This window comes from Kitasatospora sp. NPDC057965 (assembly GCF_042887135.1).
GTDB lineage: Bacteria > Actinomycetota > Actinomycetes > Streptomycetales > Streptomycetaceae > Kitasatospora.
This window is the reverse complement of sequence record NZ_JBHVPZ010000019.1, coordinates 87165-104063: the sequence shown is the minus strand read 5'-3', so window position 1 is coordinate 104063 and position 16899 is coordinate 87165. Positions and strand designations below refer to the sequence as shown.

General features: G+C 72.6%; 13 protein-coding genes and 1 pseudogene. 8 read left to right on the top strand and 6 right to left on the bottom strand.

Annotated elements, in window-relative coordinates; genetic code table 11:
- Positions 1-54 precede the first annotated feature (54 nt).
- From ACFVVU_RS24660 to ACFVVU_RS24650, 3 genes are all read right to left on the bottom strand, one after another.
- Complete coding sequence (locus tag ACFVVU_RS24660) at positions 55-1740, bottom strand: methylmalonyl-CoA mutase (RefSeq protein ID WP_380687314.1); 1686 nt, start codon at positions 1738-1740, stop codon at positions 55-57.
- A gap of 200 nt (positions 1741-1940) precedes the next feature.
- A complete protein-coding gene (locus ACFVVU_RS24655; protein ID WP_355372778.1) occupies positions 1941-2309 on the bottom strand; it encodes a DUF3817 domain-containing protein in 369 nt (122 codons plus the stop codon).
- Between the two features lie 49 nt (positions 2310-2358).
- On the bottom strand, positions 2359-2898 hold the full coding sequence (locus tag ACFVVU_RS24650) for a MarR family transcriptional regulator (protein ID WP_355372781.1): 540 nt from the start codon (positions 2896-2898) through the stop codon (positions 2359-2361).
- Positions 2899-3388: 490 nt separating this feature from the next.
- Between ACFVVU_RS24650 and ACFVVU_RS24645 the strand changes: the two genes are divergently transcribed.
- Together ACFVVU_RS24645 and ACFVVU_RS24640 are read left to right on the top strand one after the other, a co-directional pair.
- Positions 3389-5026 carry a M4 family metallopeptidase gene (locus ACFVVU_RS24645; RefSeq protein ID WP_387792231.1) on the top strand — a complete coding sequence of 546 codons (1638 nt, stop codon included), beginning with the start codon at positions 3389-3391 and terminating at the stop codon, positions 5024-5026.
- A 407-nt stretch (positions 5027-5433) separates the two neighbouring features.
- Positions 5434-7035, top strand: a complete 1602-nt coding sequence (locus tag ACFVVU_RS24640; protein WP_387792229.1) for a M4 family metallopeptidase — start codon at positions 5434-5436, stop codon at positions 7033-7035.
- A 94-nt stretch (positions 7036-7129) separates the two neighbouring features.
- Here the strand turns inward: ACFVVU_RS24640 and ACFVVU_RS24635 are convergent, their stop codons facing one another.
- Complete coding sequence (locus tag ACFVVU_RS24635) at positions 7130-7504, bottom strand: DUF3817 domain-containing protein (RefSeq protein ID WP_387792227.1); 375 nt, start codon at positions 7502-7504, stop codon at positions 7130-7132.
- A gap of 141 nt (positions 7505-7645) precedes the next feature.
- Between ACFVVU_RS24635 and ACFVVU_RS24630 the strand changes: the two genes are divergently transcribed.
- The 4 genes from ACFVVU_RS24630 to ACFVVU_RS24615 all read left to right on the top strand — a co-directional run bounded on the left by ACFVVU_RS24630 (position 7646) and on the right by ACFVVU_RS24615 (position 10680).
- The gene (locus ACFVVU_RS24630) at positions 7646-8284 is read left to right on the top strand and encodes an AIM24 family protein (RefSeq protein WP_355372792.1); all 639 of its coding nucleotides are present in this window, start codon (positions 7646-7648) and stop codon (positions 8282-8284) included.
- A complete protein-coding gene (locus tag ACFVVU_RS24625) occupies positions 8284-8934 on the top strand; it encodes an AIM24 family protein (RefSeq protein WP_380689437.1) in 651 nt (216 codons plus the stop codon). Before ACFVVU_RS24630 ends, ACFVVU_RS24625 begins: the two co-directional genes overlap by 1 nt.
- A 293-nt stretch (positions 8935-9227) precedes the next feature.
- Complete coding sequence (locus ACFVVU_RS24620) at positions 9228-10034, top strand: AIM24 family protein (protein ID WP_380689443.1); 807 nt, start codon at positions 9228-9230, stop codon at positions 10032-10034.
- A gap of 121 nt (positions 10035-10155) precedes the next feature.
- Positions 10156-10680: a MarR family winged helix-turn-helix transcriptional regulator gene (locus tag ACFVVU_RS24615; protein ID WP_380689434.1), complete on the top strand. Its 525-nt coding sequence runs from the start codon at positions 10156-10158 to the stop codon at positions 10678-10680.
- An 80-nt stretch (positions 10681-10760) separates the two neighbouring features.
- On the opposite strand, the gene meaB is transcribed toward ACFVVU_RS24615, so the two are convergent.
- Positions 10761-11717: a methylmalonyl Co-A mutase-associated GTPase MeaB gene (gene meaB, locus ACFVVU_RS24610; protein WP_380715387.1), complete on the bottom strand. Its 957-nt coding sequence runs from the start codon at positions 11715-11717 to the stop codon at positions 10761-10763.
- A gap of 81 nt (positions 11718-11798) precedes the next feature.
- On the bottom strand, positions 11799-12992 hold the full coding sequence (locus ACFVVU_RS24605; RefSeq protein ID WP_380688879.1) for an acetyl-CoA C-acetyltransferase: 1194 nt from the start codon (positions 12990-12992) through the stop codon (positions 11799-11801).
- A 256-nt stretch (positions 12993-13248) separates the two neighbouring features.
- On the opposite strand from ACFVVU_RS24605, the gene mce reads away from it, so the two are divergent.
- Both mce and ACFVVU_RS24595 read left to right on the top strand, forming a co-directional pair.
- Entirely contained in the window at positions 13249-13683 is a 435-nt protein-coding gene (mce, locus tag ACFVVU_RS24600) for a methylmalonyl-CoA epimerase (protein WP_355371384.1), read from the top strand.
- Positions 13684-14234: 551 nt separating this feature from the next.
- Positions 14235-16899: pseudogene (locus ACFVVU_RS24595) on the top strand (hypothetical protein); the annotation flags it as partial.

The window sequence follows — 16899 nt, the reverse complement described above, 5'->3', positions numbered from 1 at the left end:
GCCCGGCACCCCGCGAAGGGGCGCCGGGCGGCCTTCACGCCCGTGCGGACCGGCTCAGAACCGGGCGGCCTCCCGGTAGATCCCCCACTCCTCGCGCAGCGCGTTGCAGATCTCGCCCAGGGTCGCCTCGGCGCGCACCGCGTCCAGCATCGGCGGGATCATCGACGCGCCGGACCGCGCGGCGGCCAGCATCGCGTCCAGCCCGGCCCGGACCGCGGCCTCGTCCCGGCCCGCCTTGCGCGCGCCGAGACCCCGGACCTGCTCGCGCTCCACCTCGTGGCTGACCCGCAGGATCTCCAGCTCGGGGGTGACGCTGCGCGGGTGGCAGTTGACGCCGACGACCCGCTTCTCGCCCTTCTCCACGCCCTGCTGGTACTGGAAGGCGGCCTCGGCGATCTCGCCGGTGAACCAGCCGTCCTCGATCCCGCGCAGGATGCCGGAGGTGATCGGGCCGATCGCGTGGTCCTCGCGGCCCTTGTCCAGGATCTTGCGGAAGATCTCCTCGGCCTGCTGCTCGATCCGATCGGTCAGCGCCTCGACGTACCAGGAGCCGCCCAGCGGGTCGGCCACGTTGGTGACGCCGGTCTCCTCCATCAGCACCTGCTGGGTGCGCAGGGCGATCTCGGCGGCCTGCTCGGAGGGCAGCGCCAGGGTCTCGTCCAGGGCGTTGGTGTGCAGCGAGTTGGTGCCGCCGAGCACCGCCGAGAGCGCCTCGACGGCGGTGCGGACCACGTTGTTGTACGGCTGCTGGGCGGTGAGCGAGACACCGGCGGTCTGGGTGTGGAACCGCAGCCACTGGGCCTTCTCGGTCTTCGCGCCGAACCGCTCGCGCATCCAGCGGGCCCAGATCCGGCGGGCGGCGCGGAACTTGGCGATCTCCTCGAAGAAGTCGAGGTGCGCGTCGAAGAAGAAGGACAGGCCGGGTGCGAAGACGTCCACGTCCAGGCCGCGGGACAGGCCCAGCTCGACGTAGGCGAAGCCGTCGGCCAGGGTGTACGCCAGCTCCTGCGCGGCCGTCGCCCCGGCCTCGCGGATGTGGTAGCCGGAGACCGAGAGCGGCTTGTACGCCGGGATCCCGTTGGCGCAGTACTCCATGAGGTCGCCGATCAGGCGCAGGTGCGGCTCGGGGGCGAAGAGCCACTCCTTCTGGGCGATGTACTCCTTGAAGATGTCGGTCTGGAGGGTGCCGTTGAGCACCGCCGGGTCGACACCCTGCCGCTCGGCGGCGACCAGGTACATGCAGAAGATCGGCACGGCCGGGCCGCTGATCGTCATCGAGGTGGTGACCTCGCCGAGCGGGATGCCGCGGAACAGCACCTCCATGTCGGCGGCCGAGTCGATCGCGACGCCGCAGTGGCCCACCTCGCCGAGCGAGCGCGCGTCGTCCGAGTCGTAGCCCATCAGGGTGGGCATGTCGAAGGCGACCGAGAGGCCGCCGCCGCCCGCCTCCAGGATCATCCGGTAGCGCTCGTTGGTCTGCTCGGCGTTGCCGAAGCCGGCGAACTGGCGGATGGTCCAGGTCCGGCCGCGGTAGCCGGTCGGGTGCAGGCCCCGGGTGTAGGGGTACTCGCCGGGCCAGCCGATCCGCTCGAAGCCCTCGTGGGCCTGTCCGGGGGCCGGGCCGTAGACCGGCTCGACCTCGTCCCCGGAGAGGGTGGTGAAGTCCGCGTCCCGCTTGCGGGCGCTGTCGTACCGCTGCTGCCAGCGCTGCCGCCCGCGCTCGATCTCCTCGGCGTCCATGACCCCGAACTCCGCTCCGTACGGCCGCCACGCCAGCGGGCGGCACAGCTGTTAGGACGTCCTACCAATTTACTCGGACGTCCTAGTACTTGTCGACGGACATCCGCCTCCGACCGCGCGCACATATGCGCGGGCATACGAAAGGGCACCCTCCCCCGGACGGGGAAGGGCGCCCTCGCGATGTGCCCCGGAGGCTCCGCTCAGACGCCGGCGGGCTGGCGGGCGGCGTCACCGGCGGGCAGCTTGGCGGCGGCCTCGGCGACCACCTTGCGCTCGGCGACGAAGGAGGCGAACGGGATGCAGCCGGCGGCCAGGGTGAAGACCATCCGGCCCAGCGGCCACTTGAGCTTCTGGCCGAGCAGGAAGGTCACCACGAAGTACCCGATGTAGAGGTAGCCGTGCAGCATCGCGACGTAGGTGGTCACGTCCTCGGCCGCGTGGAAGCCGTACTTCGCGACCATGAAGCCGCAGAACACCAGCAGTGCCACACCGGTCGCAATGGCCAGGGCGCGGTACCAGCCCAGCAGGGGGGTCGCCTTCATCGTCTTCATCGCCTCGCTCGGCAGCATCGGGGGGTACGTCCGGATCCGCGCACCGCTCACACGAGGGTAGCCGCCCTCACGCCCCCGGCCGCGCAGCCCCCTCGCCGGACGGCTCGGCGAAGTCGCCCGCCGCCACCCGCAGCGGGCGGAGCAGCTCGAAGACCTCCCGGCACTGGTCGGCGTCGTACTCCTCCAGGCCGAACTCCATCGCCATGAGCTCCCGGGTCGCGCCCTCGACGACCTCGCGGCCCCGGCCGGTGATCGCGGCGAGCACCCCGCGGCCGTCCAGCGGGTTGGGGCGGCGGGCGACCAGGCCGGCCCGCTCCAGGCGGTCGACGGTGTTGGTGACGCTGGTCGGGTGCACCATCAGACGCTCGCCGATCTTGGAGAGCGACAGCTCGCCGGTCCGGCTGAAGGTGAGCAGCACGAGCGCCTCGTAGCGGGCGAAGGTCAGCCCGTACGGCTTGAGCACCGCGTCCACGCGGGAGAGCAGGATCTGGTGCGCCCGCATGACCGAGGTGATCGCCGCCATCGCGGGGACGGTCCCCCAGCGGCGGGTCCACAGCTCGTCGGCGCGGGCGATCGGGTCGAAGTCGAGTGCGAGGGGCTTGGCCACCTCCTTACCGTACCGGCGGGCGCGGGGCGGGCTACCAGGCGTCCTGATGGTGGACAAGCGCGACACGTGGCGGGAACCCGCCAGTCGACCTGTCAGGTACGTACCAGCACGTTGCGGGGGTGTGAACGGGCACCAACCATCCCCGACGGCGGGCCGGTTGGCCCCCGCGGCGGCGTCCGCCCCGCCACCAGGCGTCGGTTCGGGCGGTAACCCGCCGAACGGCGGGGCGATTCGTCCCGTTCGTCACGCCGTTCACCTTCCGTCGCGTTGGCGAGACCTGGCCAATCCATGAACGAGACCTGTCATTTCACTTGTTGGATTGTCATGCTTTCCGCCAGCCCCGTTCGGTGGCCACCGCCCCACTCACCGGTGACCACCGTGGACCGCACGGAGCAGCACGTCAGCGCCCGTTCCGCCCCTCAGGTGCCAAGCCCGGCACCCCGGAGCGCGGCGCGACCGCGCACACGCGGTTTCCCGGAAGGACCTGTACGTGAAGCGAAAGCTCGCAGCCGGCGCCGTACTCTCCGCCACCGCCCTCGTCACCGGCGTCATCCAGGTGAGCACCGCCGCCCAGGCCACCCCCACGCCCTCGGTCCAGGCGCAGGCCGCGCAGCAGCGCGCCGACCTGATCGCGCTGGCGAACGGTCAGGCCGATCCGCTGACCAAGGCCCTCGGGCTGGGCGGCCAGGAGAAGCTGGTCGCCAAGGACGCCGTGGTGGACGCCAACGGCACCCGCCACCTCCGCTTCGAGCGCACCTACGCCGGCCTGCCGGTGCTCGGCGGCGACCTGGTCGTGCACCAGGCCGCCGACGGCGCCGTCAAGGCGGTCGACAAGGCCGTCACCGCGCAGATCGCGGTGCCCAGCCTGACCCCGGGGATCCCCGCCGACCGGGCCGCCGACCAGGCCACCGGCGCGGTGCAGTCCACCGTCGGCATCGCCGCCGACAAGGACGAGTCCCCGGTCACCCGGGTGCACCGGGCCGGCGCCGCCCAGCTGGTCGTCTGGGCCGCCGACGGCAACCCGCGGCTGGCCTACCGGACCACCGTCGAGGGTGTCCGCGCCGACGGCACCCCCAGCAGTCAGTTGCTGGTCACCGACGCCGCCACCGGCCAGGTCCTCTCCAGCCACGAGCAGGTGCAGACCGCCACCGGCACCGGCACCGGCGTCTTCGTCGGCACCGTCCCGCTGACCACCACCCAGAGCGGCTCGACCTACTCGCTCAAGGACGCCTCGCGCGGTGGCCAGTCCACCAGCGACCTCAAGGGCAAGACCTCCGGTTCCGGCACCCTCCTCACCGACACCGACAACGTGTGGGGCGACGGCACCGCCGCCAACCGCCAGTCGGCCGCGGTGGACGCCCAGTTCGGCGCGGCGGCCACCTGGGACTTCTACAAGAACACCTTCGGCCGCAACGGCATCAAGAACAACGGCGTCGGCGCCACCAGCCGGGTCCACTACGGCCGGAACTACGTCAACGCGTTCTGGAACGACTCCTGCTTCTGCATGACGTACGGCGACGGCACCAACAACACCAACCCGCTGACCGCGCTGGACGTCGCGGGCCACGAGATGACCCACGGCGTCACCTCGGCCACCGCCGGCCTGAACTACTCGGGCGAGTCCGGCGGTCTCAACGAGGCCACCTCGGACATCTTCGGCACCATGGTCGAGTGGTACGCCAACCTCCCCGCCGACAAGCCGGACTACCTGATCGGCGAGGAGATCGACATCAACGGCGACGGCACCCCGCTGCGCTACATGGACAAGCCCTCCAAGGACGGCGCCTCGGCCGACTCCTGGTCCTCCTCGGTGGGCGGCCTGGACGTCCACTACTCCTCGGGCGTGGCCAACCACTTCTTCTACCTGCTGTCCGAGGGCAGCGGCGCCAAGACCGTCAACGGGGTCGCCTACGACAGCCCGACCTCCAACGGCTCCACCGTCACCGGCATCGGCCGGGACAAGGCGGCGGCGATCTGGTACCGCGCGCTGACCGTCTACTTCACCTCCACCACCAACTACAAGGCGGCCCGCACCGGCAGCCTGAGCGCGGCGGCCGACCTCTACGGCGCCGGCAGCACCGAGTACAACGCGGTGGCGGCCGCGTGGAGCGGGGTCAACGTCAACTGACGCCCGCCGAGGCAAACGTCCGGGGCCCCGCTGGGAGGGGAGGCCCCGGACGTCTCCGTTCCCTTCGCCCGCGTAGCAACGCCGGACGGTGGCGGCAAGACGCGCCGCTGGCGGGAACCCGCCAGCGGACCGACCGGGACGAACCGGTCAACTGTCGTACCCGAACCCATCCGTGCGGGTCTTGGCGAAACCTGGCCAATCCCCGGCGGCGACCTGTCCTTCCATGCCCTTTATTGTCATGCTTCTGACCAAAGCCCCGTCCGGACGCCCGTCGCCCCCACCCATCGACGGTGCGTCAGGCCGCACGGGACCAGCACGTCCGCGCCCTACCGCCCCCTGGCGCCGACCCCGGCGCCCCGGTACGTGGCGTGACCGCGCACCCGCGGTTTCGTGGAAGGAACCCGTACGTGAAGCGAAAGCTGACAGCCGGCGCCGTACTCTCCGCCTCCGTCCTGCTGGCCGGCGCCATCCAGGTCGCCGCCGCCCCCGCCCACGCCGCCCCCGTCCAGCAGCGCGACTCGCTCATCGCGCTGGCCGGGCAGCAGGCCGCCCCGGTGGCCAGGGCGCTCGCCCTCGGCGGCCAGGAGAAGCTGGTCGTCAAGGACGTGGTGGTCGACGCCAACGGCACGCGCCACCTGCGCTACGACCGCACCTACGCCGGCCTGCCGGTGCTCGGCGGCGACCTGGTCGTCCACCAGAAGGCCAACGGCACGATCGCCTCGGTGGACCGGGCCTTCGACGGCCGCCTCGCACTGGCGAGCCTGACCCCGGCGATCTCCGCCGGCACCGCCTCCACCCAGGCCGTCGACTCGGTCCGGGCCACCGTCGGCATCGCCCCGACCGACAAGGACGCCTCCCCGGTCACCCGGGTCGACGGTGCCGGCACCCCGGCCCTGGTGGTCTGGGCCGGCGACGGCAGCCCGCGGCTGGCCTACCGGACGGCGGTCCACGGCGAGCGGGCCGACGGCACCCCGAGCCGCCAGCAGCTGGTCACCGACGCCGCCACCGGCCAGGTCCTCTCCACCCACGAGGAGGTGCAGACCGTCAACGGCACCGGCAAGGGTGTGCACGTCGGCACCGTCACCCTCAACACCACCCAGAGCGGCGCCACCTACCAGCTCAAGGACCCGTCCCGCGGCAACCAGTGGACCGGCAACGCCAAGAACGGCAACGCGCTGTACACCGACGCGGACAACGTCTGGGGCAACGGCACCCCCTCCGACACCCAGTCCGCCGCGGTCGACGCGCAGTTCGGCACCGGCGCGACCTGGGACTTCTACAAGAACACCTTCGGCCGCAACGGCATCAAGAACAACGGCGTCGGCGCCAGCAACCGGGTGCACTACGGCAACGCCTACGTCAACGCGTTCTGGGACGACTCCTGCTTCTGCATGACCTACGGCGACGGCCAGAGCAACACCCACCCGCTGACCTCCCTCGACGTGGCCGGCCACGAGATGAGCCACGGCGTCACCTCGGCCACCGCCAACCTCACGTACCTCAACGAGTCCGGCGGCCTCAACGAGGCCACCTCGGACATCTTCGGCACCCTGGTCGAGTGGTACGCCAACCTGCCGGGGGACGTGCCGGACTACCTGATCGGCGAGAAGGTCGACATCTTCGGCAACGGCACGCCGCTGCGCTACCAGGACAAGCCCTCCCGGGACGGCACGTCCCCCGACGCCTGGTACGCCGGGATCGGCGGCCTGGACGTCCACTACTCCTCGGGCGTGGCCAACCACTTCTTCTACCTGCTGTCCGAGGGCAGCGGCGCCAAGGTGATCAACGGCGTCAGCTACAACAGCCCGACCTCCAACGGCTCCACCGTCGCCGGCATCGGCCGTGCCAAGGCCGCCGCCATCTGGTACCGCGCGCTGACCGTCTACTTCACCTCCAGCACCAACTACAAGGCGGCCCGCGCCGCCACCCTGAACGCCGCCAGGGACCTCTACGGCGCCCCGGAGGTCAACGCGGTGGCTGCGGCGTGGAGCGCGGTGAACGTCAACTAGCGACGAACGGACCACCCCCGGAAAAGACGGCAGGCTGCCGGGGCCCACTGGGAGAGGGGGCCCCGGCAGCCTGCCGGCGCGTCGCGGGGAGGAGTCAGGCCGCGGCCGGCACCGCGACCTCGCCGCGCTCCTCCTTGGCGAGCATCCGCTCGGCCACGAAGCCGCCGCCGGGCAGCACCGAGAGGATGAACAGCAGGGCGCCGCGCTTGACGTCCCACTTCTGCGTCTGCCAGGCCATGATCCAGAAGACGACGTACAGGATGAACAGGATCCCGTGGACCATGCCCATCACCGGGACGGCGTTGAAGTCGGTGGTGCGCTTGAGCACCGAGCAGAGCAGCAGGAGCAGGAAGGAGACCCCTTCGGGGCCGGAGACCAGGCGCAGGCGGTGGACGGCGCTGCTGTTCACGATGGGTACCTCGATACGCGGGGGACTCTGGAGATCGCTTGTGAACCGGCTCACAAGCATCCGGTCCATTATCACCGATCACCTGTCCGAACCAATCGGCGGGGGTGGTACCGGAGTCCGACCGGCCGCTTTGTCGCAGACGCGTACCAGAACACCGCCGCCCCCTCCCCCGCCGCGCCCGCCGACCGCTAGATTGCGGCCGTGGCACAGTTTCGACTCCAGGGGTCAAAGACGCTCGCCGTCGACATGACCGGCGATTCCGTGAAGGCCAAGAACGGCTCGATGGTCGCGTACACCGGCCAGATGAACTTCAAGAAGCTCAGCGGGGGCGGTGACGGCCTGCGCGGCATGGTGACCCGTCGGCTCACCGGTGAGCAGATGACGGTCATGGAGGTGAAGGGACAGGGCACCTGCTACTTCGCCGACCAGGCCACCGAGATCAACCTCGTGCGGCTGAACGGCGAGACGCTGTACGTCGAGTCCGACAACCTGCTCTGCACCGAGGGCACCCTGAAGACCGGCACCACCTTCACCGGTCTGAACGGCCTGTCCGCCGGCAACGGCCTGTTCACCACCAAGGTCGAGGGCCACGGCTGGGCCGCCGTCACCTCCAAGGGGCCGGCGATCATCCTGCGGGTCTCCCAGGGCACACCGCTTCGGGTCGACCCGGGGGCGTACGTCGCCCACACCGGCAACCTCAACCGCTCCATCAAGTCCGGCGCCGGCTGGAGCACCTTCATCGGCGAGGGCGGCGGCGAGGCCGTCCAGGTGGAGTTCACCGGCGAGGGGCTGGTCTACGTGCAGCCCTCCGAGAAGCTGACCATCGGGGGCGACGTCTGATGGCGTTCACGAAGATCAACAGCAAGATGATCGAGGCCCGGGTCGTCCCGGGCCAGCGGCTGTTCAGCCAGCGCGGCGCGATGCTCGCGTACACCGGCGAGGTGAGGTTCACGCCGAACATCACCGGCGGCCAGGGCGGCGTGATGTCGATGATCGGCCGCCGGGTGGCCAACGAGGACACCCCGCTGATGACCGTCGAGGGCCAGGGCAGCGTCATGTTCGGCCACGGCGGCCACCACGTGCACGTGATCGACCTGACCGGCGACACCCTGTACGTCGAGGCGGACCGGCTGCTGGCATTCGAGGGCTCGCTGCAGCAGTCCACCATGTTCATGGGCTCGCAGGGCGGCGTGATGGGCATGGTCCGCGGCCAGGTGACCGGCCAGGGCCTGTTCACCACCAAGCTCGACGGCAAGGGCTCGGTCGCGGTGATGGCGCACGGCGGCGTCTTCGAGCTGCCGATCACCCCGCACCAGCCGGTGCACGTCGACCCGCAGGCCTATGTCGCGCACCGCGGCCAGGTCCAGAACAAGCTGTCCACCGCGCTCGGGTGGCGCGACATGATCGGCCGCGGCTCCGGCGAGGCGTTCCAGCTGGAGCTGTCCGGGAACGGCACGGTGTACGTGCAGGCGAGCGAGGAGAAGCTCTGATGTCCTACCCTCCGCAGCCCCCGTACGGCCAGGACCCGTACGGCCAGCCGACCCAGCCCGGCTACCCCGCCGCACCGCCGCCCGGCTACCCGCCACAGAACCAGCCGTATCCGCCACAGGGGCAGCCCTACCCGCCGCCGCCCGGCCAGCCGTACCCCCAGCAGGGCCAGCCCCACCCGCCTCAGGGCTACCCCCAGCACGGCTACCCCCAGCAGGGCGGCTACCCGCCGCCCCCGCCGCCCGCCCAGCCGCAGCAGTACGCCCAGGAGCAGTACGGCGGCGCGCAGGCCCCGCTGCCCACGGCGCAGAACGGCTCCGGCCCGGTGGTGCACGACGCGCACAGCCTGCCGTCCAACGACAACGTCAACCCGTACGCCTTCTCGGTCGACCTCAACGGCGCGTACTTCCTCCAGAAGGGCAAGATGATCGCCTACTACGGCGACATCTCCTTCAAGGGCGTCGGCTCCGGCGCGGCCGACCGGCTGCTCGGGCACTTCAACTCCCCCATGCACGCGGCGGACTGGGTGGTCGCCGAGGGCCGCGGCAAGCTGCTGCTGGCCGACCGGGCCTTCGACCTGAACTCCTACGACCTGGAGGACGGAAACCTGACGGTCCGCTCGGGGAACCTGCTGGCCTACGAGCCCACCCTGAAGCTCAAGCAGTCGATCATCCCCGGGTTCCTGACCCTGATCGGCACCGGCAAGTTCGTCGCCGCCTCGAACGGGCCGGTGCACTTCGTCGAGCCGCCGATCCGGGTGGACCCGCAGGCGCTGGTCGGCTGGGCGGACTGCCCGGCGCCGTGCCACCACTACGACCACGACTACATGCACGGGCTGATCGGCGGCCTGCGCCGGCTCACCGGGCTGGGCGGGGCCTCCGGCGAGGAGCACCAGTTCGAGTTCATCGGCGCCGGCCAGGTGCTGCTCCAGTCGAGCGAGGTACTGATGGCCGAGCGCTCGGTCGGCGAGGTGCACGCCGAGGCCGGGGTGCCGATGGGCGGGGTGCCGGGCCAGCACGGCTCGGGCAACAGTCAGTTGCCCAACATGAACGTGCCCGGACTCGGTAACCTGGGCAACCTCGGACGGCGCTTCGGGCTCTGACCGCACGGCCACGGCGCGCGGCGGGCACCCCGCGCGCGCCGTGGCCGGATCGCGTCGGCCGCCCGGCGGGAATGCCGGGAAAGTCGTACAACATTGAACTAAATGCGGTATCGTGGGGTCCATGGAGACGCACACGATCGACCCCGCCGACATCTCAGCCCCACCGGCCGAGGGGCCCGAGGAGGAGACCCCGTGGCTCACCGCCCGGGAGCAGCGGTTGTGGCGCGCCCACCTGGAGGTCGCCAAGCTGCTGGACTACCAGCTCAGCCGTGAACTCCAGCCGCACAACCTCGCGATCAACGACTACGAGATCCTGGTGGTGCTCTCCGAGGCCCCCGAGCGGCGGATGCGGATGACCGACCTGGCCACCGCAACCCTCCAGTCGAAGAGCCGGCTCTCGCACCAGATCACCCGCATGGAGAACGCCGGCCTGGTGCTGCGCCAGGAGTGTCCCGGCGACCGCCGCGGCCTCTACGCCCACCTCACCGAACAGGGCTGGGAGACCATGCAGCGGGTCGCGCCGTGCCATGTGCGCAGCGTCCGGGCGCACTTCATCGACCGTTTCTCCGCCGAGCAGCTCGACGCGATGTACGAGGCGCTGGCGCCCGTCGCCGAGCACCTGCGGGGCCTGCGCGGCCGCGGCTGAGCGGACGGACCGGCGGCCGGCAGCCCGTCCGCGGGGCCGCCGGCCGCCGGTCCGCGCGCGGGGCCGGGCCGGGGCGGGCGTCAGGACGCCGTCAGGCCCGCCACCAGCCGGTCGGCCGCGCCGTACGGGTCCAGCTCGCCGGTCACCACCCGCTCCGCCAGACCGGCCAGCTGCCGGTCGCCGTGCAGATCGCCGATCCGGGCGCGCAGCGCGGCCAGCGCGATCGCCTCGATCTCGTCGGCGGCCCGGCGGCGGCGCCGCGCGGCCAGCTCGCCGTGCTCGTCCAGCCAGGCGCGGTGCTTCTCCAGCGCCTCGACCACCTCGTCGACGCCCTCGCCGCGGGCCGCGACCGTCTTCACGATCGGCGGGCGCCAGTCCCCCGCGTCCCGGGCCTCGCCCAGGCCCAGCATGTGGTTGAGTTCCCGGGCGGTGGCGTCGGCGCCGTCCCGGTCGGCCTTGTTGACCACGAACACGTCGCCGATCTCCAGGATCCCCGCCTTGGCGGCCTGGATGCCGTCGCCCATGCCGGGGGCGAGCAGCACCACCGTGGTGTCGGCCTGCGCGGCGATCTCCACCTCGGACTGGCCGACGCCGACCGTCTCCACCAAAATGACGTCGCAGCCGGCCGCGTCCAGCACCCGCAGCGCCTGCGGGGCCGCCCAGGAGAGTCCGCCGAGGTGGCCGCGGGTGGCCATCGAGCGGATGAACACCTCCGGGTCGGTGGCGTGGTCCTGCATCCGGACCCGGTCGCCGAGCAGCGCGCCGCCGGAGAACGGCGAGGACGGGTCGACCGCCAGCACGCCGACCCGCTTGCCCAGCCGCCGGTAGGCGGAGACCAGCGCCGAGGTGGAGGTGGACTTGCCCACGCCCGGCGAGCCGGTCAGGCCCACCGTGTAGGCGTGCCCGGTGTACGGCGCCAGCGCGGCCATCACCTCGCGCAGCTCGGGCGCGGCGTTCTCGACCAGCGAGATCAGGCGGGCGACCGCCCGCGGACGGCCCTGCCGGGCCTGCTCGACCAGGGTCGGCACATCGATCATCGGTAGCTGCTCCTTGCGCCGAAGGGCCGCGGACCACTTGTGGTGGTCCGCAGCCCCGTCGTGAATCGGTCGGTACTCCGGTCAGGCCTTGGGCACCCGGACGATCAGCGCGTCGCCCTGGCCGCCGCCGCCGCACAGCGCGGCCGCGCCGACGCCGCCGCCGCGGCGCTGCAGCTCCAGCGCCAGGTGCAGCACCACGCGGGCGCCGGACATGCCGATCGGGTGGCCGAGCGCGATCGCGCCGCCGTTGACGTTGACGATCTCCGACGAGACGCCGAGGTCCTTGGTGGACTGGAAGGCGACGGCGGCGAAGGCCTCGTTGATCTCGATCAGGTCGAGGTCCTCGACCGTGATGCCCTCCTTGGCGACCGCGTGCTTGATCGCGTTGGACGGCTGCGACTGCAGCGAGTTGTCCGGGCCGGCGACGTTGCCGTGCGCGCCGATCTCGGCGATCCAGCTGAGGCCCAGCTCCTCGGCCTTGGCCTTGCTCATCACGACCACCGCGGCGGCGCCGTCCGAGATCGGCGAGGAGGTGCCGGCGGTGATGGTGCCGTCCTTGGTGAAGGCCGGGCGCAGCTTGGCCAGGCCCTCCGTGGTGGTGTCGGCGCGGATGCCCTCGTCCTGGCTGAACAGGACCGGCTCGCCCTTGCGCTGCGGGATCTCCACCGGGACGATCTCGGCCTCGAAGACACCGTCGGCCTGGGCCTTGGCGGCCCGCTGGTGCGAGGCGGCGCCGATCTCGTCCTGGACCTCGCGCGGGATACCGAGGCGGGTGTTGTGCTTCTCGGTGGACTCGCCCATCGGGATGTTCTCGTAGGCGTCGGTCAGGCCGTCGTGCGCCATCGCGTCGAGCAGCTCGATCGCGCCGTACTTGTAGCCCTCGCGGGACTTCGGCAGCAGGTGCGGGGCGTTGGTCATGGACTCCTGGCCGCCGGCCACCACGATGTCGAACTCGCCGGCCCGGATCAGCTGGTCGGCCAGCGCGATGGCGTCCAGGCCGGAGAGACAGACCTTGTTGATGGTGAGCGCCGGGACGTTCATCGGGATCCCGGCCTTGACGGCGGCCTGGCGGGCGGGGATCTGGCCGGCGCCGGCCTGCAGGACCTGGCCCATGATCACGTACTGGACCTGGTCGCCGGTGACGCCGGCCCGCTCCAGCGCCGCCTTGATCGCGAAGCCGCCGAGCTCGGCACCGGAGAAGCCCTTGAGGGAGCCGAGCAGCCGGCCCATCGGGGTGCGCGCCCCGGCGACGATCACTGAGGTGGTGTTGGTCATGGGACGAGCCCCTTCGCACGTCGTGGCCAGGTGGAGGATTCCGCTCAATGTACTGACCTGGTACCCGCCCGTCACCGGACCCAAGATGTGATCGAGCGCACTGGCACCATCCAGTCAACACCGTGCCGCGTCGATCCGGGTGAACCCTGCCGCCCGGCCCGTGTGAGCAGACTCGCACCCCGATCGCTGGCGCCGCCGTCCGGCATGCGCTGCACTGTTGCCGTCCCGTCGCACCCGTCCCGGACCGGAGGCCCCCGTGCTCACCCGCATCGACCACATCGGCATCGCCTGCCGCGATCTCGACAAGACCGTCGAGTTCTACCGCGCCACCTACGGCTTCGAGGTGTTCCACAGCGAGGTCAACGAGGAGCAGGGCGTCCGGGAGGCCATGCTCAAGATCAACGACACCGGAGACGGCGGCGCGTCGTACCTCCAGCTGCTGGAGCCGATCCGCGAGGACTCCCCGGTCGGCAAGTGGCTGGCGAAGAACGGCGAGGGCGTCCACCACATCGCCTTCGGCACCGCCGACGTCGACACCGACTCCGAGGAGATCCGGGCCAAGGGCGTGCGGGTCCTCTACGACCAGCCGCGCACCGGCTCGATGGGCTCGCGGATCACCTTCCTGCACCCCAAGGACTGCGGCGGGGTGCTGACCGAGCTGGTCACCGCCGCCGGGCCCGACGCGCACTGAGGGCCGCCGCCGTCGCGGGGCGGCACCCGGCCGTCCGCCGCCCCGCCACCCTCATGACCCGTCAGTAACCTCACCGGGCAACCCGGAAAACCCCCACGCGACCATTCCCCCGCAAGACGCTCCCACTACAATGCCCAGGTGCGCGAAGACTCCGGGGGACGGGGACGACGAGCACGGCCGAAGACAGGCCCGTCCGCCCCGGTGGGAGGCCCGTCGCAGGGGAGTCCATTACGCGGGCACGGCTGAACAGTCGCAAGACGGATCTGTCACCATTCTCCACAAGGCAAGAGTTCGCCCAGGAGTCCACCCGGACGGGGGAACGCGGATCGACCGCGCTCCCGCCCCGGACTCCGACGACCGCGGCGGGCGTCCCCGGCTAGGCAGGGGTGTCCGGACGGCCGCGGATGCAAGGACCAGTCGGACCGGTGCCCGGACAACGGGAGCACGGACCGGCCGGGTCGAGGACGCGACCAGGAGATGGATGGGACCGCGGAGTGCGGGGCTACGACCGCTACGAGGTTGACGATCACCTCTCCCAGTTCGAGGCCGAGATGGATCGGACTCGGAAGGAGCGGGACAAGTCAGTCGAGCATGCCGAGGACCTCGCCTACCAGGTGGAGGTGCTCCGGGCCAAGCTGCACGAGTCCCGCCGCATGCTCGCCCAGCCGCGTGCCTTCGACGCCGTGTCCGGCCAGGCCGAGCAGATGCTCCGCACCGCCGAGATGCAGGCCCAGCAGCTGCGTGCCGACGCCGAGCGCCAGCTGCGCGACTCCCAGGCCGCCACCCAGCGGATCATGGCCGAGGCCGCCGAGCGCACCGCCCGGCTGGAGGCCGAGCTGGCCGCCCGCCGCCGCCAGCTGGAGGAGGAGCTCGCCGAGCTGCGGCGCAGCGCCGAACAGCACGTCAACGAGAACGTCAGCTGGGCCGAGCAGACCCGGGCCGGCACCGAGCAGGAGGCCCAGCGCCTGCTCCAGGAGGCCCGCGCCGAGTCCGAGCGGATGATGGCCGCCGCCCGCGCCGAGGCCGCCGCGCTCTCCGACCACGCCCGCGCCCAGACCGCCGCCGACGTCGACGCCGCCCGCGGCGAGGCCCAGGCCGCCGCCTCGGCCGCCCTCCAGCGCGCCCAGAGCGACGCCGAGCGCCTGCTGCGGGCCGCCTCCGAGCAGGCCCAGCAGGCCGGCGCCCAGGCCGCCGCGGACGTGGACGCCGCCCGTGGCGAGGCCCAGCAGCAGCTCGCCGCCGCGCATGCCGCCGCCGAGCAGCAGCTGGCCGCCGCCCGCGCCGAGATCGGCCGGCTCAAGGAGGCCGCGGCCGCCGAGCAGGCCCGCGCCCAGCAGGAGCTCGGTCACGCCCAGGCGGAGATAGCACGGCTGCGCGCCGAGGCCGTCGCCGAGGCCGAGCGGGCCCGGCAGGAGGCCGCCGAGCTGCGCTCGCAGGCGGAGGCCGCCGCCGAACAGCTGCAGGCCGACGCCGAGGCCGCCGCCGAGCGGAAGGTCGCCGACGGCGAGGCCGCCAACGAGCAGCGCTCGCAGACCGCCCGCGCCGAGGTGGCCCGGATGGTCGCCCAGGCCACCAAGGAGGCCGACGCGATCCGCGCCGAGGCCGCCACCCAGCAGGCCGAGGCGGACGCCGCCAAGGCCGCCGCCGCCGAGGAGAGCGAGCGGCTGCGCGCCACCGCCGAGTCGGTGGCCGGACAGCTGCGCGCCGAGGCCGAGGCCGCGATCGCCGAGCTGCGCGCTCAGGCCGACCGGGACGTCGCCGAGCTGCGCGCTCAGGCCGAGGCCGCCGCCCAGCAGCTGCGCGGCGAGGCCGAGGAGGCCGGCCGGGCGGCCGGGGCCACGGAGGCCGCCGCCCAGCTGGCCAAGGCCGCGAAGTCCGCCGAGGAGATGCTCGACCGGGCCGGCCGCGACGCCGAGGCCGCCCGCACCGGCGCCACCGCCGAGGCCGAGCGGATCCGCGCCGAGGCCGCCGCCGAGGCGGAGCGGCTGCGCGAGCAGGCGCAGGCCGCCGTCGAGGCCGCCCAGAACGCCGCCCTGGACGACGCCGCCGCCGTGCGTGAGCGGATCCAGGAGATGCAGGACGAGGCCGCCCGGCTGCGCGCCGAGGCAGAGGAGCTGCGCTCGCAGGCCGCCGCCGAGGCCGACCGGGTGCGCGGCGAGGCCCGCCGGCAGGCGGTGCTGCAGATCGAGGAGTCGGCGAAGAGCGCCGAGGATCTGCTCACCAAGGCCAAGGCCGACGCGGACGACCTGCGCGCGGGCGCCGCTGCCGAGATCGAGCGGCTGCGCGAGCAGGCCAAGGAGCAGGCCGCCGAGACCCAGGGCCGGGCCGAGCAGACCCTGGAGCGGGCCCGCGCCGAGGCCGCGAAGACCACCGCCACGGCCGAGCAGCAGGGCCGGGACGCGCTCACCGCCGCCAAGGCCGCGGCCGCCGAGAACCGGTCCGCCGCCGAGCGCGAGACCGCCGAACTGCGCCGCGGGGCAACCGAGTTCGACCAGCGGGTGCGCGCCGAGGCGACGGCCGCCGCCGAAGCGGTGCGGGCCGACGCGCAGGCCGAGGCGAACGCCGTGCGCGACGCCGCGGTGGCCGACGCCGAGCGGGTGCGCACCGAGGCCGACACCGAGGCCGCCCGGGCCCGGGCCGAGTCCGAGGCCGCCGCCGAGGCGCTGCGCGAGGAGAGCCGGCGCGAGCGCGCGGAGGCCTCCGCCGGGCTGCTCCGGGAGCGCGAGGAGACCGCCGAGCAGCTGTCCGCCGCCACGGCCGCGCGCGAGCAGGCCGAAACCGCCGCGGCGGAGCTGACCGAGCGCACCGCCGCCGAGACCGCCGCCGTCCGCGAAGCCGCCGAGGCCCACGCCGAACGCGTCCGCACCGACGCCGAAACCGCCGCCACCGAACTCACCGAACGCACCACCGCCGAAACCGCGCGCCTGAAGGCCGAGGCCGAGCGCGCCCTCGAAGCCGCCGAAACCGCCGCCGAACAGCGCCGCGCCGAAGCCGAAACCGCCGCGGCGGAGCTGACCGAGCGCACCGCCGCCGAGGCCACCGCCGTCCGCGAAGCCGCCGAGGCCCACGCCGAACGCGTCCGCACCGACGCCGAAACCGCCGCCACCGAACTCACCGAACTCACCACCGCCGAAACCGCGCGCCTGAAGGCCGAGGCCGAGCGCGCCCTCGAAGCCGCCGAAACCGCCGCCGAACAGCGCCGCGCCGAAGCCGAAA

What these genes read in the sequence shown, in the direction of transcription:
- ACFVVU_RS24625 (WP_380689437.1), top strand. Translation starts at nt 8,284, where the DNA reads ATGGCGTTCACGAAGATCAACAGCAAGATGATCGAGGCCCGGGTCGTC.
- meaB (WP_380715387.1), bottom strand. Translation starts at nt 11,717, where the DNA reads ATGATCGATGTGCCGACCCTGGTCGAGCAGGCCCGGCAGGGCCGTCCG.
- ACFVVU_RS24655 (WP_355372778.1), bottom strand. Translation starts at nt 2,309, where the DNA reads ATGCTGCCGAGCGAGGCGATGAAGACGATGAAGGCGACCCCCCTGCTG.
- ACFVVU_RS24660 (WP_380687314.1), bottom strand. Translation starts at nt 1,740, where the DNA reads ATGGACGCCGAGGAGATCGAGCGCGGGCGGCAGCGCTGGCAGCAGCGG.
- ACFVVU_RS24635 (WP_387792227.1), bottom strand. Translation starts at nt 7,504, where the DNA reads ATGCTTGTGAGCCGGTTCACAAGCGATCTCCAGAGTCCCCCGCGTATC.
- ACFVVU_RS24615 (WP_380689434.1), top strand. Translation starts at nt 10,156, where the DNA reads ATGGAGACGCACACGATCGACCCCGCCGACATCTCAGCCCCACCGGCC.
- ACFVVU_RS24605 (WP_380688879.1), bottom strand. Translation starts at nt 12,992, where the DNA reads ATGACCAACACCACCTCAGTGATCGTCGCCGGGGCGCGCACCCCGATG.